Here is a 20,576-nt window from a genome sequence, read left to right as displayed (position 1 = left end):
ACTTTCTATATTCCCTTATAGTAAGGGTAGAGAAAGGGGTATGAAATATGAGTGTATTAGAAACAAAGGGACTTACAAAGGTATATAGCACAAAGGGAGCAGTAGTAACAACTGCTTTAAAAGGAATTGACTTAAAGATTGAGAAGGGAGAGTTTGTCGGGATTATGGGACCGTCAGGAAGCGGGAAAACAACGCTTCTTAATCTGCTTGCCACAATCGATAAGCCAACCTCTGGAAAAATCCTTATCAATACCCAGGATGTGAGTGAACTAAGAAAGGATAAGCTTGCAGGTTTTCGCCGAAAGCATCTTGGCTTTATTTTTCAAGATTTTAATTTGCTTGATACCTTAACCATTCAGGAGAATATGATTTTACCGCTTGTGATGGATCGTCGTTCTGTTACAGAAATTGAAAAACGAGTAGGGGAAATTGCCAACTTTCTTGGCATTACAGGCGTTTTACACAAAAAGGTGTATGAGGTATCGGGCGGACAGCAGCAACGAGCAGCAGCCGGTCGCGCGATGATTCATGAGCCTTCCTTGCTGCTTGCTGATGAACCGACCGGAAACTTAGACTCTAAGTCAGCAAAATCTCTTATGACAGCACTTGGGCAGCTGCATGAGCAAAAGCAAGCGACCATTGTGATGGTAACGCATGATCCGGTTGCTGCTAGCCATTGTGAGCGGATTTTATTTATCCGCGATGGAGAAATTTTTTCTGAAATCTGTAAGGGACAGAATCAGCATTCATTTTTTCAGGAAATTTTAGATGTATTGGCAATGATAGGAGGGGATTATCATGAACCTTCGTCATCTCGCCTTTAAAAATATAAAAGGGAATTGGCGCAGCTATAAAGCCTTTTTATATAGCAGTTGCTTTTCCATTATTATTTTCTTTATGTACGCATCGTTTATTTACCATCCTGATGTGGCAAACGGCGTGATTAATCCGCGTGTACAAAAGGGGCTTGGCGCTTGTAACTGTTTAATTGTTGTCTTTTCTGCGCTCTTTATTTTATACTCCAATACAACATTTCTGCGTTCACGGAAGAAAGAACTGGGACTGTTAACGCTCATCGGCACTACAAGAAGGCAAATTGCCCGCATGGTTATACTAGAGCAAATGATGATAGGGCTTTTATCGATTGTCATAGGTGTAGGTATAGGGATGGTGTTTTCAAAGTTATTTTTTATGATGATGAGTACACTGCTTGAGGTCAAAAACCCTATCCCATTTGTTTGGAATGGAAAAGCGATTCTATTAACTTCTGTAACGTATTTTCTATTATTCTTTGTACTATCGTCATTGGGAGTGGGGGCTATTCGAAGGCTAGAAGTAGTAGAGCTATTGAAGGATGCTCGGAAAGAGCGGACTGAACCGTTTTACTCCAGATGGCTGCTTGTATTAGGGATAGTATGTATTACAGTTGGTTATGTTTTATCCATTCGTGTAACGCTAGTAAATTTCGGGAAATTTTTCTATCCAGTCATTGGTCTTGTGACGATTGGCACATACTTTCTCTTTACGCAAGGAAGCGTAGCATGTTTAAAGGCACTTCAACGTAAAAAGAGCTTATTTTACCAATATCCAAACTTGTTTGTCATTAGCAATCTTATATATAAAATGACAGACAATGCAAGGTTTTTGTTTACGATCTCAATTTTAACCGCGCTTGTTGTCTCGGCGACAGGAGCGATGCTGACGTATTATGCGGATTTGAAGCATAAGGTAACAGAAGGTCGGCCGTATGCATTTTCGTATACAGAGAAGGGAATTGGTTTGCATACCGTTTTGCAGCCTGAGCGATTGCAGGAAACGCTGCAAAAGTACGGATTTTCCGATGCGAGGGAAATGAGTATTGAACAGCTTCCCGCAAAGTTCTCTTCTATAAAAGGGAAAGAAATGGATATTATGATTGTGTCAGAAGCATTGTATAATACTGAAGCGAAGCGGCTTGGCAAACGGGAGTGGCATAGCCAGCCGGGAAGCGGTGTGCTCCTGTACCCGGATGCGTACGGTGAATTCCGTTTTTATGAAGGCTCCCAGTTTGTTTTTACGCTCATGGGAGCAAAGCACGAGATGAAGCTAAATATACAGGAGGCAGATTCTATTTTTGCATCCGAGCTGTGCTTTTTGGTGAATGATGAGGACTATAAAAAATTTGCTATGTCTGTACCAGAAGGTGAGCGATATGTCTATTACGCCTATGAGATTAAGAATTGGGAAAAAACAGAGGAACTTGCGCGAGAGTTACAGCAGCAGGTGACGGGAACAGGAGGAGAGTCTCGCAGCTTTGAGGGAAGAACCGGACCTGTTCAGATATTTGACACGAGGATATTGCCGTTTCTAGAGGTTAAGCAATCTGGTGCGCTGACGCTGTTTATCGGCGGCTTCATTAGTGTTTTATTTTTCCTTTCGTCATGCAGTATGACATATTTCAAATGGTTCACAGATATTGAACAGGATCGTTCCCAGTTTCATTCGTTGCTGCGCATCGGGATGACGGGGAAGGAAATCAATCGGGTTGCTATCTGGCAAATGGGAATCGTATTTTTTATTCCAATTCTTACGGGTGTGCTGCATAGTGTGTTTGCTCTGTATTCATTAAGCCATATGCTGGATATTAATTTATTACAAACAAGCCTTGTTGTGATTGGGATATACTGCACGGCAGCATTTCTATATTTTTTACTGGCACAGCGAGAATATATGAAGCATATTTAGCCTTAGAGCTTTTTTCCTTAGATGAATGTTAGAAAAATATATAGAAGGAAAAGTGTATCCATGGTATAACTAAGAGCATAATGAGTGAAAAAGGAGCGAACATCATTGGGTTATCGAATTGGATATTTAGGACCGGAGGCAACGTTTACCAACATGGCTGTAACGCGTTTCTTTCCGGGAGAAGTAAGCATTCCCTATGTCACAATCCCTGATTGCATTGATGCGGTTGCAGCTGGAGAAATTGATTATGCGGTTGTACCACTTGAGAATGCGATTGAGGGCTCAGTCAATATTACCATTGACTATCTCGTGCACGAGCAGCCGGTCCCGATTGTGGGAGAGATTACAGTGCCGATTCAGCAGCACCTTCTCGTTCATCCAAGCCATGCCGATGCATGGCGAGAGGCGAAGATGGTATACTCTCATCCACACGCGATTGCGCAATGTCACAAATTTTTAAGTCAGCATTTAAAGGGAACGCCAGTTGAGGATGTAACATCGACAAGCGCAGCAGCACGGCTTGTGGCGCAGCATCCAGAGGAGAATATTGCAGCGATTGCGAATGAGGCAGCAGCTGAGAAATATGGTCTGGCAATTGTACAGCGCAGCATTCATACGCATCAAAATAACCATACAAAATTTATCGTTTTGCATCAAACGCCAGAAAGAAAATTCCAAAAAAACGAGGATTATTGCGGGGAAAAGGCAACGCTGATGGTAACGTTGCCGTCTGATTATGCCGGTGCGTTGTATCAGGTGCTTGCCGCATTTGCATGGCGTAAAATTAACCTTTCCAAGATTGAGTCTCGTCCGATGAAAACCGGGCTTGGAAACTATTTCTTTTTAATTGATGTTGAAGGGGAGCACGATAGCATCCTTTTATCAGGAGCGAAAGCGGAGCTGGAAGCACTTGGTTGTTCGGTGAGCTTTCTTGGAAGCTATCCGTGTTATTCCTTTAAACAAAACGAAAGCGCTAAGTCATAAGACTTTGCGCTTTTTATGCTTTCTTAAAGTATAATTTTCCCGTGCTCAGTTTTTCTTAATCTTCTACGAGAAATCCTGCTGCGTCAAGAGCCCGGCATGCGTCATCTAGTTTACGGATGGAATCGGCTTCGATCGTGTGAAGATGAATGCCGCCGGTTAATTGTGATAGATAGGCTGCGTTTGTTTCTTTTATTTTTTTTAAATACTCCGCTGCCTCGTTGCGCGTGCTAACAAAGATAGGTGCTGTTAAGTCTCCATAAACCGGATGTTCAACCTTTACATCCCGAATTGTAACGCCGTGGTCGACAAGAATGGTCAGCTCTTGCTCAACCTGCTCAGGTCGGTGCATGCAGGCGATGACTCGCTCGAAGCGCTGCTTTGGAGCGAGGGGCCTTACATACATATATCCTTGTGCTGTTGCGATAATCGGTTCGTTCCGTGCCTTAAGGAGAGAAATATCCTGTACAATCACCTGTCGGCTAACATTTGTTTTCTTTGATAATTCTCCGCCAGATAACGGTTTTTCCGTTTCCATCAACCAGTGTAAAATAAGCTGTCTTCGTTCCTCACCCAATATTTTTTTTTGTTCGTTTTCACTCATGTCAAGCTGACTCCTTTAAAAAATTGCTGAAGCATTGTTCTGAGTACCTCTAGCGTTTTATAAATATGTTCTTCTGTTGTATGGACGCCAAAAGAAAAGCGGACATATTGCTTTGCTTCTTCTACTTCCTTGCCAATAGCGAGCATCGTCTTGGAAGGTTCTTGCTTTCCGATTTGGCAGGCACTTCCTACGGAAACAGCGATACCGTGACGATTACATTCGAGCATTGTATACTGCCCTTCTATTCCTTTGATAGTAATGCCTACAATGTTGGGCAAACAAGACGTTGGATGACCCTCCACCGAAATTGAGTAGCCCATAGAGTGTAATCCGTCCACAAACAAACGGCGCAGCTGCTGTAAGCGAGCCGCTTCCTCCTCCATTTTTTCTGTCATATGGCGAGCTGCTGTAATGAAGGAGGCTATACCGGGTACATTAACAGTACCGGGACGAAATCCACTTTCATGAGATGTGCCTTCAAATGCAGGCTGCCAACGGATCTGAGGATTTATATAGCAAGCACCGACTCCTTTTGGTCCGTACAGTTTATGCGCAGAAACAGACAAGCTGTCGATATGCATACTCTGAACATCAATCGGGATTTTTCCAAATGTTTGTACACAATCGGTATGAAACACTACATTATACTTTTTCAATATCAATCCGATTTTTTCAATATTTTGAATTGTTCCGATTTCTGAGTTCGCGTGCTGAATGCTTGCCAATACAGTTTGCTCTGTTATGGAATTTTCTAATATCTGTGGATCAATCATCCCGTATTGGTCAACAGGTAAATACGTAACATGATATCCTTGCTTTTCTAATTCTCGAAAATAGTTTCGAATGGAAGCGTGCTCTATCTCGGTTGTAATAATATGACTTCCCGGTCCGTGCACAGCCAACAAAGATTGAAGGGCTAAATAGTTCGATTCTGAGCCGCCGCTTGTAAAATATACACCCTGCTCTTTACCGCCAATCATACTTGCGAAGTCTTTCCGGCAGGCTTGCAGCAAGGCTGCTGCAGATGTTCCTGTATCATGCAAGCTTTGTTCATTGCCAAAGTATTGCTGGGAGGCCTGTATGAAAGTCTGCAAGGCTTCCTCGCTCATTGGGGTTGTTGCTGCGTAGTCCATGTATATCATAATTGTAGCCCCTCTCTATAGAAGAATACTTGCTTTCTTTTACCTTTTCATAAAAAGGTCTTGTCATTAGTTTAAATATATGTAAATATAGGTGTCAAGACAGTAAAAAAAGTGGAAACAGGAGGCGTACAAAATGGACGTCTTAATTGTTGGAAGCGGGTTGGCTGCGTTGCAGACAGCGAATAGGCTTAGTCGCTCAAAGAATGTGATGCTTATCACAAAAAAAACGAAATATCATAACAATTCAAATATGGCACAAGGCGGGGTTGCTGCGGTTTTTGCACCAGAAGATCACTGGACATCGCATTACAAAGATACACTCCTTGCCGGTTGCCACTATAACAATAAAGCTGCAGTACAGTATTTGGTTCAGGAAGGATCGCAGGAAATCCATCGTTTAATTCAAGATGGTATGGTATTTGATGGAGATGGGAGAGGTCCAAGTCTTGGGCAAGAAGGGGCGCACAGTATGAGGAGAATTCTTCATGCGGGTGGAGATGCTACCGGGGCAAAGATTATGCAGCATACATTGCAGCATCTTTCTGATCGAGTGCAGGTCATTGAAAATGAAATGGTGCTAGATTTAATTGTTGAAGACGGCAGATGCCTCGGGGTAATAACGAGAGACGAAGAGGGTAGCGTGAAACATTACTATGCTTCTCATACCGTACTTGCAACAGGCGGAAGCGGCTCACTTTATTCATTCAGCTCTAACAACGGTACGATAACAGGAGACGGACTAGCGATGGCATACCGAGCTGGTGCGGAACTGGTCGATTTAGAGTTCGTGCAGTTTCATCCGACAATGCTGTATGTAGATGGAGAGTGCCGTGGTCTTATCTCGGAGGCGGTGCGCGGAGAAGGAGCACTCCTTTATAATTCCCGGGGTGAGCGTTTCATGGAAGATATCCATGAGCAAAAGGAGCTTGCGCCAAGAGATGTTGTAGCACGCGCGATTCATGAGCAAATCTTAAGGGGCGAAAAGGTGTATTTGGACATCACAATGATTGATTGTTTTGCCTCACGCTTTCCGACCATTGCCTCTTTGTGTGAAAGCAACGGAATTTCTTTAGAGGAAGGTCGTATTCCTGTCGTGCCGGGCGCTCATTTTCATATGGGGGGCATTCGTACAAATTTGGACGGTGAAACAACAGTGCCAGGATTATATGCTGTCGGAGAAGCTGCATGTAATGGAGTACATGGCGCAAACCGTCTTGCAAGTAACTCCTTGTTAGAATGCCTTGTGTTCGGTAAACGGCTTGGAGAGTATTTGCTTACAAAGCCGACTACAAGGATACAGCCAAGAACGCAAAATCATCAAGCTGCTTTCCCAGATATTATGCTTCCATCTAAGGGAGATTTGCAGGAAATGATGATGAAGCATGCTGGTATCGTCCGAACGGAGCAATCTCTGCAGGAAGTCAAGCAGTGGATTGAATGCTATTTGTCTGCAGCAGCCGGTGAAGCGCTTCCGTACGAGGTGTTAACAAACGAGCAAGTAATAGTGTATAACATGATGACAGCCGCATGGCTTATAGTGACAGCTGCGTTAGAACGAAGAGAAAGTATAGGCGGACATTATCGAAGCGATTTTCCAAATAGAAGTGAGGCACCAAAGCCGATTGTATTGTCAAAAGAGACCATGCTGTCGTTTGCATGATAAGGGGGATAACATGAATTCGTTAAAATTGAAACACGCATTGCAGCAATTTTTTATGGAGGATATCGGAGAGCGTGATGTAACGTCACAGCTTATTTTTCCAGGAAACATGCAGGCGAAGGGAACTTTTCTTGCGAAGGAGAGCGGTGTATTTGCCGGTACAGACGTGATTACGGCTGGCTTCCATCTGCTTGACACCGATATTAAAATTGAGCTTTACAAAAAAGATGGCGATCGCGTGGAGAAGGGGGACATCCTTGGGGCAGTGTACGGACCAATTGTACAGCTGTTAACAGGTGAACGGGTTATTTTAAATATCATCCAACGCATGAGCGGTATCGCCACGTTGACGAGAGAAGCAGTAGAACGGCTTGATAGCGAGCATACGCGCATTTGCGATACAAGAAAAACAATGCCAGGTTTGCGTATGTTTGATAAATATGCTGTAACGTGCGGCGGCGGCTATAATCACCGTTTTGGTTTGTATGACGGTGTGATGATTAAAGACAATCATATCGCGTTTGCCGGTTCCATTACAAAGGCGGTGGCGGCTGTGAAACAGCAGCTTGGCCACATGGTGAAGGTTGAAGTAGAGACGGAAACAAAAGAACAGGTGCTTGAGGCAATCGAAGCAGGCGCAGATATTATCATGTTTGATAATCGTACACCAGAAGAGGTAAAGGAGTTTGCGGCTCTTGTGCCAAGCAGCATTACAACGGAGGCATCTGGCGGCCTCACCTTAGCGAATTTGCATGAGTACGGTAAAACCGGGGTTGATTATATTTCACTTGGAATGCTAACGCATTCGGCAAAGGCGCTTGATATTAGCTTTAATATTGAAGAATAGCATAAAGAATGTTGGGGGGAAAAAGCATGAGCATTTTAGAAATGGTAGAACAACATGGTCAAGTAGCACTTCCAGAACGATATGCGAACATGTCTGTAGAAGAAATGGAGAAACGCGTTCGTGAAATTAAAGAAAAGTTTGGCGAGGAATTATTCCTTCCCGGACACCATTATCAAAAGGATGAAGTTGTAAAATTCTCTGATTCAACAGGAGATTCTTTACAGCTTGCACAGGTAGCAGCAAAAAATACGAAAGCAAAATATATTGTATTTTGCGGTGTGCACTTTATGGCGGAAACAGCAGACATTTTGACGACTGATGAACAGGTTGTTATTTTACCGGATATGCGTGCTGGCTGTTCCATGGCAGATATGGCGGACATTGAGCAGACGGAACGTGCGTGGCCGAAGCTGCACGAGTTATTTGGGGATACAATTTTACCGCTCACTTACGTAAACTCTACAGCTGCAATTAAGGCATTTTGCGGCCGAAATGGCGGGGCAACTGTTACATCATCAAATGCAAAGCAAATGGTAGCATGGGCATTTACCCAAAAAGAACGCATTCTGTTTTTACCGGATCAGCATTTAGGCAGAAATACAGCGTATGACCTAGGTGTGCCTCTTGAGCACATGGCAGTTTGGGATCCGCAAACAGATCAGCTTGAGTATGAAGGCAATTTAGAAGATATTAAGGTCATTCTATGGAAAGGACATTGCTCCGTTCACCAAAACTTCACAGTGAAAAATGTAGAAAATATAAGAAAGAACTACCCGAATATGAATGTAATCGTACATCCAGAGTGCTGCCGTGAAGTTGTTGCAGTTTCCGATTATGCGGGATCTACAAAATATATCATTGATACGATTGAACAAGCACCGGCAGGAAGTGAATGGGCAATTGGAACGGAAATGAATCTCGTGCAACGCATTATTGCACAGCATCCAGATAAGCACATTGTATCGGTAAATCCGTATATGTGTCCGTGCTTAACGATGAATCGCATTGATTTACCGCATCTGCTCTGGACATTAGAGTCATTGGAGCAGGGCGAAGTAGTGAACGTGATTGAAGTAGATAAGGAAGTTGCAAAGGACGCATTGCTTGCATTAAATCGCATGCTCGCTTTGGCATAATAGAATGAGGCTAGGAAGAAGCAAGGAGATCTCTCTTTGTTTCTTTTTTTATACTTGCAGTTGAAGAAAGTATAAAATTCCAGCGAGAAGCGTCTTCGACGTAGCCGGAGATTTTAGGAATACAGTATAAGTAGGGCTACGCCTCTGTCTTCGCCCAAAGGCAGAGCTCGCCAATCGGCGAGTTTCTTTAAAATAAATCTTTTTGGGCATTGTGTATTGATAGGTAAGAGCCTCTATAAGCTTCTATGTTTTACACAGGGTTGCCCATAAATTTTGTACATAAAGTCCTTTTCTAGCGCATAGATTGTGATGAAGTCACATGGCACTCAAACTTACATTACTAATTATAGAGATGTTATACAGGAGGGGGAAAAGGTGAAAATTCATATTGTACAAAAAGGGGACACTTTGTATAAAATTGCAAATAAGTATGGAGTGGAGCTTAACGCATTAAAAAGCGCGAATGCACAGCTGAGTAACCCCGAGTTAATTATGCCGGGCATGAAGATAAAGATACCATCCGCCAGCACGGCAGCTAAGAAAAATCCCGGAGCAGGGGCCGTGTCGCCGAAAGAGTATGTCAAAGAGGTACAAATGAAGCAGCCTGCTTCAGAAATTAAGACGCTCTCGATCGAAGAGGAAGAAGAGGCTCTACCAGGAGCTGCTCCAGCTACCCAGCAGCCTGCGATGCAGCAGGAAATGGTGCAGCAGCAAAAGGAATATCCGTTGCCTATAATGAAGCAAAAGGAAATGCCAATTCCAAAAGAGACGCCGATTCAGAAGGAAACACCGATTCAAAAAGAGATACCGATTCAGAAGGAAACACCGATTCAAAAAGAGATACCGATTCAAAAAGAGATACCGATTCAAAAAGAGATACCGATTCAAAAAGAGATACCGATTCAAAAAGAGATACCGATTCAAAAAGAGATACCGATTCAAAAAGAGATACCGATTCAAAAAGAGATACCGATTCAAAAAGAGATACCGATTCAAAAAGAGATACCGATTCAAAAAGAGATACCGATTCAAAAAGAGATACCGATTCAAAAAGAGATACCGATTCAAAAAGAGATACCGATTCAAAAAGAGATACCGATTCAAAAAGAGATACCGATTCAAAAAGAGATACCGATTCAAAAAGAGATACCGATTCAAAAAGAGATACCGATTCAAAAAGAGATACCGATTCAAAAAGAGATACCGATTCAAAAAGAGATACCGATTCAAAAAGAGATACCGATTCAAAAAGAGATACCGATTCAAAAAGAGATACCGATTCAAAAAGAGATACCGATTCAAAAAGAGATACCGATTCAAAAAGAGATACCGATTCAAAAAGAGATACCGATTCAAAAAGAGATACCGATTCAAAAAGAGATACCGATTCAAAAAGAGATACCGATTCAAAAAGAGATACCGATTCAAAAAGAGATACCGATCCAAAAAGAAGTGCCGATTCAAAAAGAGATACCGATTCAAAAAGAGATACCGATCCAAAAAGAAGTGCCGATTCAAAAGGAAGCGCCGATTCAAAAGCAAATATCGATTCAAAAAGAGGCGCCAATTCAAAAGGAAAAGCCAATTCAAAAAGAGGCACCAATTACAAAAACAGCCGCTCCGCAAAAAGAAACAACAAAATTTTCAATCAACATTTTACCGCAGCCGCCGCAGCCGCCAACGAAGAATTTTCATGTCGCTAATGAATTCAAGGTCGGAGGAGCAGAGAAAAAGGCGGAAAAGCCAATCATTGTTCCTGGGGCAGGCAAATCTAATACAGAAGCTGTTTCGCCGATAGCAAACAAAGGAAATGAGGGCCTCCAATTCACTGCTCCTAATGCTGAAAAAGCAAATGTAAATATGGCTGTATCCCCAGCTGCAGGAAAAACGAACGTGAATCCTGCTGCCGACAAAGCAAAAGCTAATCCAATACCTACAGTACCGCTGCCAAGCTTTACAGCACCGGTAGCACAGAAGGAGAATGTGAATGTGCCCGTCCCTCCTATTGCTAATAAAGGAAAAACGGCAACACCTTCTCAAGCGATAAGTATACCGGGCCTCAGTCCCGTGCAGGCAGAAATGCCAAATCCGATTCTTCCTGTTGCGGATAAAGGAAAAACGGCAGCACCTTCTCAAACTATAAGTATTCCAGGCCTCAGTCCCGTGCAGGCAGAAATACCAAATCCGATTTTTCCTGTTGCGGATAAAGGAAAAACGGCAGCACCTTCTCAAGCGATAAGTATTCCAGGCCTCAGTCCTGTGCAGGCAGAAATGCCAAATCCGATTCTTCCTGCTGCGGATAAAGGTGCTGGAGCCTTCCCAACGCTGCCATTAACGGGCTTTATGCCTCAAATGACAGGTATGCCGGGCATGGGTGCAATGCCTGCACCAAATCCAGGAATGGTGTCGCCATTAGGAGCCATGCCAAATCCAGGAATGGTATCACCGTTAGGAGACATGCCAAACATGTCAAATCCAGGAATGGTATCACCATTAGGAGACATGCCAAACATGTCAAATCCAGGAATGGTGTCACCATTAGGAGCCATGCCAAACGCGTCAAATCCAGGAATGGTGTCACCATTAGGAGACATGCCGCATTTATCGAATCCGGGGATGGTATCTCCTTCAGCGAGTATGCCATACGGGAATGCAGCACCAGATCATATGGCAGCGATGCCGAGTCAGCCTTATATGCCGTCATACGATCCGTACGCTGCTCCAGTTGTTTCACCAGCGTACGAAATGAATCCGTATGGGGCGATGCCAATGCCAACTTATGTCCAGCCGCCGCAATATATACCATATCCGCCATATCCACAATACGTACCAGCATATCAGCCGCAGCCTCCATATTATGGAGGAATGCCATATCAGTCGCCATATCCGCCTATGAATCCTGGATATGTGCAAGGAGCTTATACGCAGCCTGAATCATCTGCTTTCATGCAGCCCTATCACCATGCTCCTTATGAGTCGTCTTCTTTACAAATGCCGTCATATGATTCAAATGCAGCCGCAATGAGTCCTGCTTACGATCCGAATATGCCGCCAGCTCTGAGTCCTTATGCTCCGCAAGAGGATTGCGGCTGCAGTGATCCGCAGCCATCCTATCCATATGCACCGCAGCCAGGAGGACCGTATGGAGCTCCGTATTATCCGTCTTATCCGCAAGTGCCATATTATCAGCCAACGCCGTATACACCGTATGCGCCGCAGCCGGGTATGCCTTATTATCGTCCTGAACAAACATCTATGTTTGGTACACCGGACATTGATGATGAAGATGAAACGGAATAAGCACCAACTGGAAAAAGGCGATGCATTAACAGATCGCCTTTTTTTCTTCTTGACGGGGCATGGGATAAGCGTACGGTATATTGTACAGTTGCGGCCGACGGTGTTTTTGATTCGATGTGAGGTGGAATCTTATATATTGAAAGGGTACAGCACGTATGAACAAGCAAGGAAGCAAATGATATTTCTGCAGCATCTGCAGCAAACTGGTTTCCGGCTTACCTCTTATATACGGTCATTTCCGTCCGGACTACAGTATGGCTGTTTTTACGGTAAGTATTGGCTGTTATTTCAATATATCCAGCATATAGGGGTGTTTCGTTTTGATGAGGAACAGAACAGACGGCAAGCCGCTGCAGCGCTTGATGAATATCATTGCTACGCTGCTAAACTGCCGAACCAATTGTTGTCGCAAGTGCCGTTTCTTGAATGGAATGCAAAATGGCAGATGCGCATACTTAAGTTTCAGCGCTATACGTCATTGATTTCAGCTTGTATTGGCAGTGAGATAACAAGTGAGTTGCTCCGCTGGGCAGAGTTCTCTTTAGCTGGGTTAAATTCTTTTGACTGGTCTTCGCAGCCATATGGGTTTATTCATGGTGATGTTATTGAGCATAACTTTGTTAGAGGAGAGCATACGTATCTCATCGATTTTGACTGTGTCAGCTTTGGGCCTATTTTGTATGATTATGTGAAATATTGCTATGGCATTCTTCCTTTTCTGAATTGGTCATTTGCGGCATTGACCCGATATAAGGAACTTTACCCCTTTCTTTTTAATAGAGCCTTTCTATTAGCTCTTATATTTCCAGGCGATATTATGAGGGAATGGGATTATTTTTTAGAGCTTCCGTCCTTCTTACAGGAGAAATTCCGCCGACAGCTTATTTTATTTACGAAAAATAACTATGAATTACGCTTCGCATTTGTTGAGAAATTATATAATGTGATAACATAACTACAGGTAACCAGTCTAAGAAAAGGGGTAACAGGAAATGGAAAATCAAATTGCGAAGCTAGTGGAATGGCTCCAACAAAAGGTAAAGGAAGCAAATGCAAACGGTGCGATTGTCGGTATTAGCGGAGGAATCGATTCAGCTGTTGTAACGCACTTAATTAAACGTGCGTTCCCAGACCAATCCCTCGGCTTAATTATGCCTTGCAAAAGCAATCCAAAGGATCAGGAAGATGCGTTACGCGTTGTAGAAAGCTCTGGGATTGATCATTATGTAATCAACTTGACAGAAACACATCAAGCATTGTTTGGTGAAGTTGAAAAGCAGCTTCAGGCAACAGGTGAATGGAATGAGGAGAAAGCTCGTCTTGGAGACGGCAATACGAGAGCACGCTTGCGTATGACTACTTTATATGCGGTTGCGAATAATTTCAACTATCTAGTTGTTGGAACGGACAATGCGGCAGAATGGCATACAGGCTATTTCACAAAATACGGCGATGGCGGTGTTGATCTTGTGCCGCTTGTACACTTTACCAAGGGAGAGGTGGGCGAAATGGCTCGCCTGCTCGGAGTACCGGATGAAGTGATACATAAAGCACCGACAGCTGGTCTTTGGGAAGGGCAAACCGATGAAAATGAAATGGGTACTACGTATAATATGATTGACAAGTACCTAAAGGGCGAAGAAGTCCCTGAGCAAGATCGTGCAGTTATTGAAAGACTGCATGCACGTTCCGAGCATAAACGTCATTTAGCAGCAGCTCCTCCAAAGTTCTAAGTTAAATAATTACAGTTTAAAAACCCCCTCTGCTTGTCATGATAAGAACGAGCATCGTATTGATGTTCACTTAGCAGAGGGGGTCTTTGTATTGAACAACAAATGGAAGCTGCTGACAACATCGTTGTTCGTCGTTGGTGCTTTAACTGCTTGTAATACTGATAAAGACACAGCTATGGAAAATCGTAATGCACATAAAATGTCGACACGTGAATACCGTAATGTAACATATCGTAATGAAGCAAACCGCAATGTGTACGGTAATGATGTAATACCAGGAGCTAATCCTTGGGATGCTAGCCGAGTAGGTTATTATAACAAGGCGACTGGTACCCCAGATGGTACGGCTGATGGGACAGCAATGCGCAGACATGTAAGAAACCAGCTTACAGGTATTGGCGATAACGATATTACAAATCACCTCAGAAAAACGGGAACGAACGAGTCGAATCGTAATAGGGAACAGACAGGTATAACTGGTACAGGCACATATCCTGGTGCTGGCATGACAAATGTTGGGACAACGCGCTCAGGTGCTGGGGCAACAGGCACGGGAGTCGGCATGACCGGTACAGGTGCTGGAGTAGGTAGAACTAACGGTTCTGGTGTTACTAACATTGACATGACACGTTCCGGTCAGATTGATGGTGGGACAGGAACACGTGATTACAATATGAACCGCGTCACAAATCGTTATAGCAATCCAGATATGACGGAATATAACCGAGCGTATGATGCAAATCGTGTCACAAATCGCGGAACGAAAACAGATGATTACGGGAATGTAAAATATTCTAAAGTGAATCAAAAAATGAAACAGCTTGGGGATAAAGGCCCTAACTACAACTACTACGGTTCCCGTAACTATCACGGACATCTAACAAATGATGGGTACCCAACACGCAATATGACGATCAGTGATTACAATGTTGATGGAGGAGGCGCTGCGGCGGAAAAGATTCAAAATCGCGTGAAGGGTTTGCGTGATGTAGATCGCGTTGCAGCTGTCACATATGGAGATGATATTCTGGTTGCGATTAAACCGCGTAATGGCGCAGCAACAGGAACAATAGAAAACGATGTGCGGCGCGTTGCTGAACCCTATGCAAAGGGACGCACCATTCATGTGACAGTAACAAAAACGATGTATGATCGCGTGCGTAATATGAGCAATAAAATGAAAAATGGTGCCATGACAAACGAAATGAATCGTGATATGACGAATTTATTTCGTTCAATTCGTACGGATTATCATCGCGTAGTGGATTAATGAGGGCAAAGAGGGAATGGCAAAGCTACCATTTCCTCTTTGTTCCACCGTAAGAAAGTATAAATTTCCAGCCAGAGGTGGATTCGACGTAGCAAGGGCCTCGGTGCAACTATGCCTCTGTCTTCACCAAAACGGTGTGTTTCGTACGAGTTTGTTTACATTTTCTTATGTGTAGAGAAAATAACTATAGAGGGGGATAAAATAACCCATTCCGGCAAAAATACATATGTATTTGCGCTATTTCCCGATTCTCTTCAAAGAGGTGATTCGTATGGATGTCATAATGAAGGCTATATTTACAATAGTGATCGCCTGTTTCATTATGTTAAATGAGGGAAATGTATGGGCTGCGCCAATGGAGCCGATAATCCCAAAGCGACCGGATGCTTCTCATGAAGAGCCGCGCATAACCGTTATTTTGCAGCGTACATATTTAGATGGAGAAGTGAGTGAAGAGGTGCTTACAGAGAAAACGCAGCAGATAGAACAAGTGCTGCGTAAATACAAGGATTGGCAAATTATTGATCGTGATGATGTAGAGATTGTTTTACAAAAGCGGATCAATGATATATCTCCCTTATTAAAAACAAGCGGTTATTTCGGTGTTTCAAAGGAAGGGATTTTGCAAATTTTTAAGGGTATGCCAAATAGTGAACATGTTATTCAATCCTTTTTTCAAATTGATACGAAGAAGCTGAAGACGGATCGCCGCCAGCAGCTTGAGAAGGGAATTCGTATTCAGTCAAAGGAGCGTTTCGCAGAAGTACTAGAGGAAATGAAAAGCTACTCCAATTTGCAAGACTAGCTGACCGCTAGTCTCTTTCTTATACCTTAGGAAAGTACAAATTTTTAGCAGAGAGCCCGTCCGACGTAGGGAGAAATTTTAGGAATAAAGTATAAGGGCAACTACGCCTCTGTCTTCGCCCGGGGAGCAGGGCTCGCCAATCGGCGAGTTTTCTTTATAAATTTAAGACCTCTCGCTGTGTTTGTACTTTTTTCGGTAACTTATGATACAATGAAAGTCATGACTAAAAAGGGAGAGGTCGTACCTTGTTTGAATATATTACAGGAAGCGTGGAATATACGGGACCGGAATACGTTGTGATTGATCATAACGGAATCGGATACCAAATTTTGACGCCAAATCCGTATGCGTTCCGAACGAGTAAGGAGTCAGTTCGTGTCTATACATATCAGTACGTTAGAGAAGATGTATTGGCCTTATATGGCTTTCAGACGAGACAGGAGCGTTCTTTGTTTGTGAAGCTGCTTGGCGTTTCAGGCATCGGACCAAAGGGGGGGCTAGCTATTTTGGCAGCTGGTCAAATTGAGCAGGTTGTGCAGGCGATTGAGCAGGAAAATGAGACATTTCTTGTGAAATTTCCAGGTGTCGGCAAGAAAACAGCTCGGCAAATGATTCTTGATTTAAAGGGGAAGCTTGGAGATGTGTTGGCTGATTTTATGCCAGATTTATTTTCAGCCTCGTCCCGTTCTGATGAGGAGGGGAATGCCCGCGAGCTAGAGGAGGCATTGGAGGCACTGAAGGCGCTTGGCTATGCGGAGCGCGAAATCAATCGCGTTGTGCCCGATCTGCAAAAAGAGTCCCTTTCAACCGAGGAATATATTAAAAAGGCACTTCGTCTTCTATTAAACGGTAAGAGGTGAGGATCGTGGACGAACGTCTCGTTTCTGGGGAAGCGGTATTTGAGGATACTGAATCTGAATACTCGCTCAGACCGCAAACGTTAAAGCAATATATCGGTCAGGAAAAAGTAAAACATAATTTGGAAATTTTCATTGAAGCTGCAAAATTGCGAGAGGAAACACTCGATCATGTTTTATTATATGGTCCACCTGGATTAGGGAAAACAACTTTAGCAAATATTATAGCAGTGGAGATGGGAGTGCATATACGCACGACATCAGGCCCGGCAATTGAGCGTCCCGGTGATCTGGCGGCAGTGCTAACGGCTCTTGAGCCAGGAGACGTTTTGTTTATTGACGAAATTCATCGTTTGCCGCGTACAGTAGAGGAAGTACTCTATCCGGCAATGGAGGATTTTTGTCTTGATATTGTGATTGGAAAAGGTCCTTCTGCCCGATCAGTCCGCTTGGATTTGCCGCCATTTACTCTCGTAGGTGCAACGACGCGTGCTGGCGCGCTCAGCGCCCCGCTGCGTGATCGTTTCGGTGTGTTAAGCCGCTTGGAATATTATGACGTGAATCAGTTGTCCCATATCGTTGAACGAACAGCAGATGTGTTTACGATTGAAATTGAAGCATCGGCTGCTCATGAAATCGGAAGAAGATCACGCGGAACCCCGCGTATCGCTAACCGTTTGCTGCGCCGTGTACGGGATTTTGCTCAGGTGCGCGGAAACGGCATTATTACCTTTGAAATTACCCAAACAGCGCTAGAACTGCTTCAGGTCGACAAGCTTGGTTTGGATCATATTGACCATAAGTTATTACTTGGCATTATTGATAAATTTCGGGGTGGTCCAGTTGGTTTGGATACAGTAGCAGCGACAATCGGTGAAGAGGCGCATACAATTGAGGACGTATACGAGCCGTACTTATTACAAATCGGTTTTCTGCAGCGTACGCCGCGTGGACGCATCGCTACCTCTTTGGCATATGAGCATTTTCAGCGAGAGGCACCGAAGCAATGATGGATTTTTCAAAATTATTTTTGACTCTCGGTGTTTTGTTTATTGTGATCGGTCTTGTTTGGAGGCTTATCGGCAAGCTTCCGGGGGATATTTTAGTTAAAAAAGGAAATGTTACTTTTTACTTTCCCATTGTAACATCCATTTTAATTAGTATTGTATTGTCGCTTATTTTGTATGTAATAGGAAGATTTAAATAGGAATAGGTGGAATTATGGATATTAGTTTATTTGATTTTGAATTGCCGGAGGAGCTTATTGCTCAAACACCGCTAGAAAAACGTGAAAGCTCCCGCCTAATGGTACTGCATCGGCAAAGCGGTGAGATTGAGCATAAGCATTTTGCTGATGTTCTTTCATACTTAAATCCAGGAGATTGTCTTGTACTAAATGAAACAAAAGTAATGCCTGCACGTCTTTACGGTGTAAAAGAGGATACAGGTGCGCATATTGAAGTTTTACTTCTAAAGCAGGAAGAGAATGATTGCTGGGAAACGCTTGTTAAGCCGGCAAAGCGTGTGAAGGAAGGAACTGTACTGTCGTTTGGCGAGGGTAGACTGAAGGCGATATGCACTGGTATAGGGGAGCAAGGCGGGCGATTGCTGCAATTTTCGTATGAGGGCATTTTCTATGAAATTCTGGATGAACTTGGCGAAATGCCGCTTCCTCCTTATATTAAAGAGCGCCTAGAGGATCGCGATCGTTATCAAACTGTATTTGCGCGCGAGGTTGGCTCAGCGGCAGCACCAACTGCGGGTCTGCATTTCACAGAAGAGCTTTTGCAGCTGATTCGCGATCGCGGTGTGCATATCGCTTTTATTACGCTCCATGTTGGACTTGGAACATTTCGTCCAGTAGCAGCTAGTGCGATCGAAGAGCATGAGATGCACTCGGAATACTATCATATGTCTAAAGAGACAGCTGCGCTGTTAAACCGCGTGAAGCAAGATGGCGGACGCATTATTACGGTCGGGACAACGTCCACGCGTACGCTTGAAACAATTGCATCTCAATTCGGTGAATTCCGCGCTGTTTCCGGCTGGACGGATATTTTCATTTATCCGGGTTATCAATTTAAAGCAATTGATGGACTCATTACAAATTTTCATTTGCCGAAATCGACGCTTATTATGCTCGTTAGTGCGCTTGCAGGGAGAGAGCATGTAATTCATGCGTATGAGGAAGCGGTGAAGGAAAAATATCGCTTCTTCAGCTTTGGAGATGCGATGCTTTTAATTTAACACTGTAGGAAAGTATAAATTTCTAGCTGGAAGACCTTTCGACGTAGCGAGAAATTTTTGATGGTGTTAGTTGCTATATAGTACGAATTGTTTTTCTTTTGTATGTGAACAGGAAGGAGCTATTTTATGGCAGTAAAGTATGAACTTATTAAGAAATGTAAGCAAACAGGTGCAAGACTAGGACGCGTGCACACGCCGCACGGTTCATTTGAAACGCCCATTTTTATGCCTGTTGGCACATTAGCTACTGTAAAAACGATGTCGCCGGAAGAACTGAAAGAAATGCAGGCAGGTATTATTTTGAGTAATACGTATCATCTATGGCTTCGTCCTGGGCATGAAATTGTGCGCGAGGCAGGCGGATTGCACAAGTTTATGAACTGGGATCGTGCCATTTTAACAGATTCTGGCGGCTTTCAAGTATTTAGCTTAAGCGAGTTTCGTAAAATTGAAGAAGAGGGTGTGCATTTTCGCAATCACTTGAATGGAGATAAATTGTTCTTGTCTCCGGAAAAAGCGATGCAGATCCAAAATGCACTCGGTGCGGATATCATGATGGCATTTGATGAATGTCCACCGTACCCGGCTGAATATGAATATATGAAGCGTTCTGTAGAGCGGACAAGCCGCTGGGCGGAACGGTGTCTAACGGCGCATGAGCGTCCGCATGACCAAGCGTTGTTTGGTATTGTACAAGGTGGCGAGTACGAGGAACTGCGTCGTCAAAGTGCGCGGGATTTAATTTCGCTCGACTTCCCAGGCTACGCAATCGGTGGATTATCTGTTGGGGAGCCAAAGGATGTGATGAATCGTGTGCTTGACTTTACAGCGCCGCTTCTTCCAGAAAACAAACCGCGTTACTTAATGGGAGTGGGATCGCCCGACTCATTAATTGATGGCGCAATTCGTGGTATCGATATGTTTGATTGTGTGCTGCCGACGCGCATTGCCCGAAACGGAACTTGCATGACGAGCGAAGGCCGTCTCGTTATTAAAAATGCAAAGTTTGCACGAGATTTCGGACCGCTTGATCCGAAATGCGATTGCTATACGTGCCGCAATTATTCACGCGCGTACATCCGTCATCTAATTCGATGCGACGAAACGTTTGGAATTCGTTTAACGTCTTATCATAATCTTCATTTTCTGTTAAAATTAATGGAGCAGGTGAGACAAGCCATTCGAGAAGATCGTCTTGGCGATTTCCGTGAAGAGTTCTTCGAGCAATACGGCTTTAACAAACCGAATGCAAAAAATTTCTAAGTCATAC

General features: G+C 43.7%; 18 protein-coding genes. 16 read left to right on the top strand and 2 right to left on the bottom strand.

All coding sequences use genetic code 11. The features are described from left to right. The first annotated feature begins 47 nt into the window (after positions 1 to 47). From EP737_RS09320 to pheA, 3 genes are all read left to right on the top strand, one after another. On the top strand, positions 48 to 824 hold the full coding sequence (locus EP737_RS09320; RefSeq protein WP_129727703.1) for an ABC transporter ATP-binding protein: 777 nt from the start codon (positions 48 to 50) through the stop codon (positions 822 to 824). Next, complete coding sequence (locus tag EP737_RS09315; protein ID WP_129727702.1) at positions 799 to 2,724, top strand: ABC transporter permease; 1,926 nt, start codon at positions 799 to 801, stop codon at positions 2,722 to 2,724. The genes EP737_RS09320 and EP737_RS09315 overlap by 26 nt, the downstream gene beginning before the upstream one ends. A 105-nt stretch (positions 2,725 to 2,829) precedes the next feature. Beyond that, on the top strand, positions 2,830 to 3,708 hold the full coding sequence (gene pheA, locus EP737_RS09310; RefSeq protein WP_129727701.1) for a prephenate dehydratase: 879 nt from the start codon (positions 2,830 to 2,832) through the stop codon (positions 3,706 to 3,708). A gap of 55 nt (positions 3,709 to 3,763) precedes the next feature. Here the strand turns inward: pheA and EP737_RS09305 are convergent, their stop codons facing one another. Beyond that, on the bottom strand, positions 3,764 to 4,309 hold the full coding sequence (locus EP737_RS09305; protein ID WP_129727700.1) for a transcription repressor NadR: 546 nt from the start codon (positions 4,307 to 4,309) through the stop codon (positions 3,764 to 3,766). Beyond that, a complete protein-coding gene (locus EP737_RS09300; RefSeq protein WP_129727699.1) occupies positions 4,306 to 5,454 on the bottom strand; it encodes an IscS subfamily cysteine desulfurase in 1,149 nt (382 codons plus the stop codon). The genes EP737_RS09305 and EP737_RS09300 overlap by 4 nt, the downstream gene beginning before the upstream one ends. 130 nt (positions 5,455 to 5,584) lie before the next feature. On the opposite strand from EP737_RS09300, the gene nadB reads away from it, so the two are divergent. The 13 genes from nadB (at position 5,585) to tgt (ending at position 20,569) form a co-directional block, all read left to right on the top strand. After that, positions 5,585 to 7,111: an L-aspartate oxidase gene (gene nadB, locus EP737_RS09295; RefSeq protein ID WP_129727698.1), complete on the top strand. Its 1,527-nt coding sequence runs from the start codon at positions 5,585 to 5,587 to the stop codon at positions 7,109 to 7,111. A gap of 13 nt (positions 7,112 to 7,124) precedes the next feature. Then, positions 7,125 to 7,958, top strand: coding sequence for a carboxylating nicotinate-nucleotide diphosphorylase (gene nadC / locus EP737_RS09290; RefSeq protein ID WP_129727697.1), 834 nt, complete (start codon positions 7,125 to 7,127; stop codon positions 7,956 to 7,958). Positions 7,959 to 7,984: 26 nt separating this feature from the next. Further along, entirely contained in the window at positions 7,985 to 9,094 is a 1,110-nt protein-coding gene (gene nadA / locus EP737_RS09285) for a quinolinate synthase NadA (RefSeq protein ID WP_129727696.1), read from the top strand. Positions 9,095 to 9,469: 375 nt separating this feature from the next. Beyond that, entirely contained in the window at positions 9,470 to 12,394 is a 2,925-nt protein-coding gene (safA, locus tag EP737_RS26860; RefSeq protein ID WP_205650915.1) for a SafA/ExsA family spore coat assembly protein, read from the top strand. Next, positions 12,381 to 13,349 carry an aminoglycoside phosphotransferase family protein gene (locus EP737_RS09265; protein WP_165350735.1) on the top strand — a complete coding sequence of 323 codons (969 nt, stop codon included), beginning with the start codon at positions 12,381 to 12,383 and terminating at the stop codon, positions 13,347 to 13,349. Before safA ends, EP737_RS09265 begins: the two co-directional genes overlap by 14 nt. A gap of 37 nt (positions 13,350 to 13,386) precedes the next feature. Next, complete coding sequence (nadE, locus tag EP737_RS09260; RefSeq protein WP_129727694.1) at positions 13,387 to 14,127, top strand: NAD(+) synthase; 741 nt, start codon at positions 13,387 to 13,389, stop codon at positions 14,125 to 14,127. Positions 14,128 to 14,218: 91 nt separating this feature from the next. Beyond that, the gene (locus tag EP737_RS09255) at positions 14,219 to 15,397 is read left to right on the top strand and encodes a YhcN/YlaJ family sporulation lipoprotein (protein ID WP_129727693.1); all 1,179 of its coding nucleotides are present in this window, start codon (positions 14,219 to 14,221) and stop codon (positions 15,395 to 15,397) included. A gap of 322 nt (positions 15,398 to 15,719) precedes the next feature. Beyond that, positions 15,720 to 16,202 carry a BofC C-terminal domain-containing protein gene (locus EP737_RS09250; RefSeq protein WP_246040216.1) on the top strand — a complete coding sequence of 161 codons (483 nt, stop codon included), beginning with the start codon at positions 15,720 to 15,722 and terminating at the stop codon, positions 16,200 to 16,202. A 245-nt stretch (positions 16,203 to 16,447) separates the two neighbouring features. Further along, positions 16,448 to 17,062, top strand: a complete 615-nt coding sequence (gene ruvA / locus EP737_RS09245; protein WP_129727691.1) for a Holliday junction branch migration protein RuvA — start codon at positions 16,448 to 16,450, stop codon at positions 17,060 to 17,062. A 5-nt stretch (positions 17,063 to 17,067) separates the two neighbouring features. Then, positions 17,068 to 18,069 carry a Holliday junction branch migration DNA helicase RuvB gene (gene ruvB / locus EP737_RS09240; protein ID WP_129727690.1) on the top strand — a complete coding sequence of 334 codons (1,002 nt, stop codon included), beginning with the start codon at positions 17,068 to 17,070 and terminating at the stop codon, positions 18,067 to 18,069. Then, positions 18,066 to 18,266 (top strand): DUF2905 domain-containing protein, encoded by a 201-nt coding sequence (locus EP737_RS09235; protein ID WP_129727689.1) that lies wholly within the window; start codon positions 18,066 to 18,068, stop codon positions 18,264 to 18,266. The genes ruvB and EP737_RS09235 overlap by 4 nt, the downstream gene beginning before the upstream one ends. Positions 18,267 to 18,280: 14 nt before the next feature. Continuing rightward, entirely contained in the window at positions 18,281 to 19,306 is a 1,026-nt protein-coding gene (gene queA / locus EP737_RS09230) for a tRNA preQ1(34) S-adenosylmethionine ribosyltransferase-isomerase QueA (RefSeq protein ID WP_129727688.1), read from the top strand. 126 nt (positions 19,307 to 19,432) lie between these two features. Then, entirely contained in the window at positions 19,433 to 20,569 is a 1,137-nt protein-coding gene (gene tgt, locus EP737_RS09225) for a tRNA guanosine(34) transglycosylase Tgt (RefSeq protein ID WP_129727687.1), read from the top strand. Positions 20,570 to 20,576 lie beyond the last annotated feature (7 nt).

Origin of the sequence: Ectobacillus funiculus (assembly GCF_004138295.1) — a bacterium.
Classification (GTDB): Bacteria; Bacillota; Bacilli; order Bacillales; family Bacillaceae_G; genus Ectobacillus; species Ectobacillus funiculus.
Note: the sequence above shows the minus strand (reverse complement) of the source record. Positions and strands in the feature narration are given on the sequence as shown.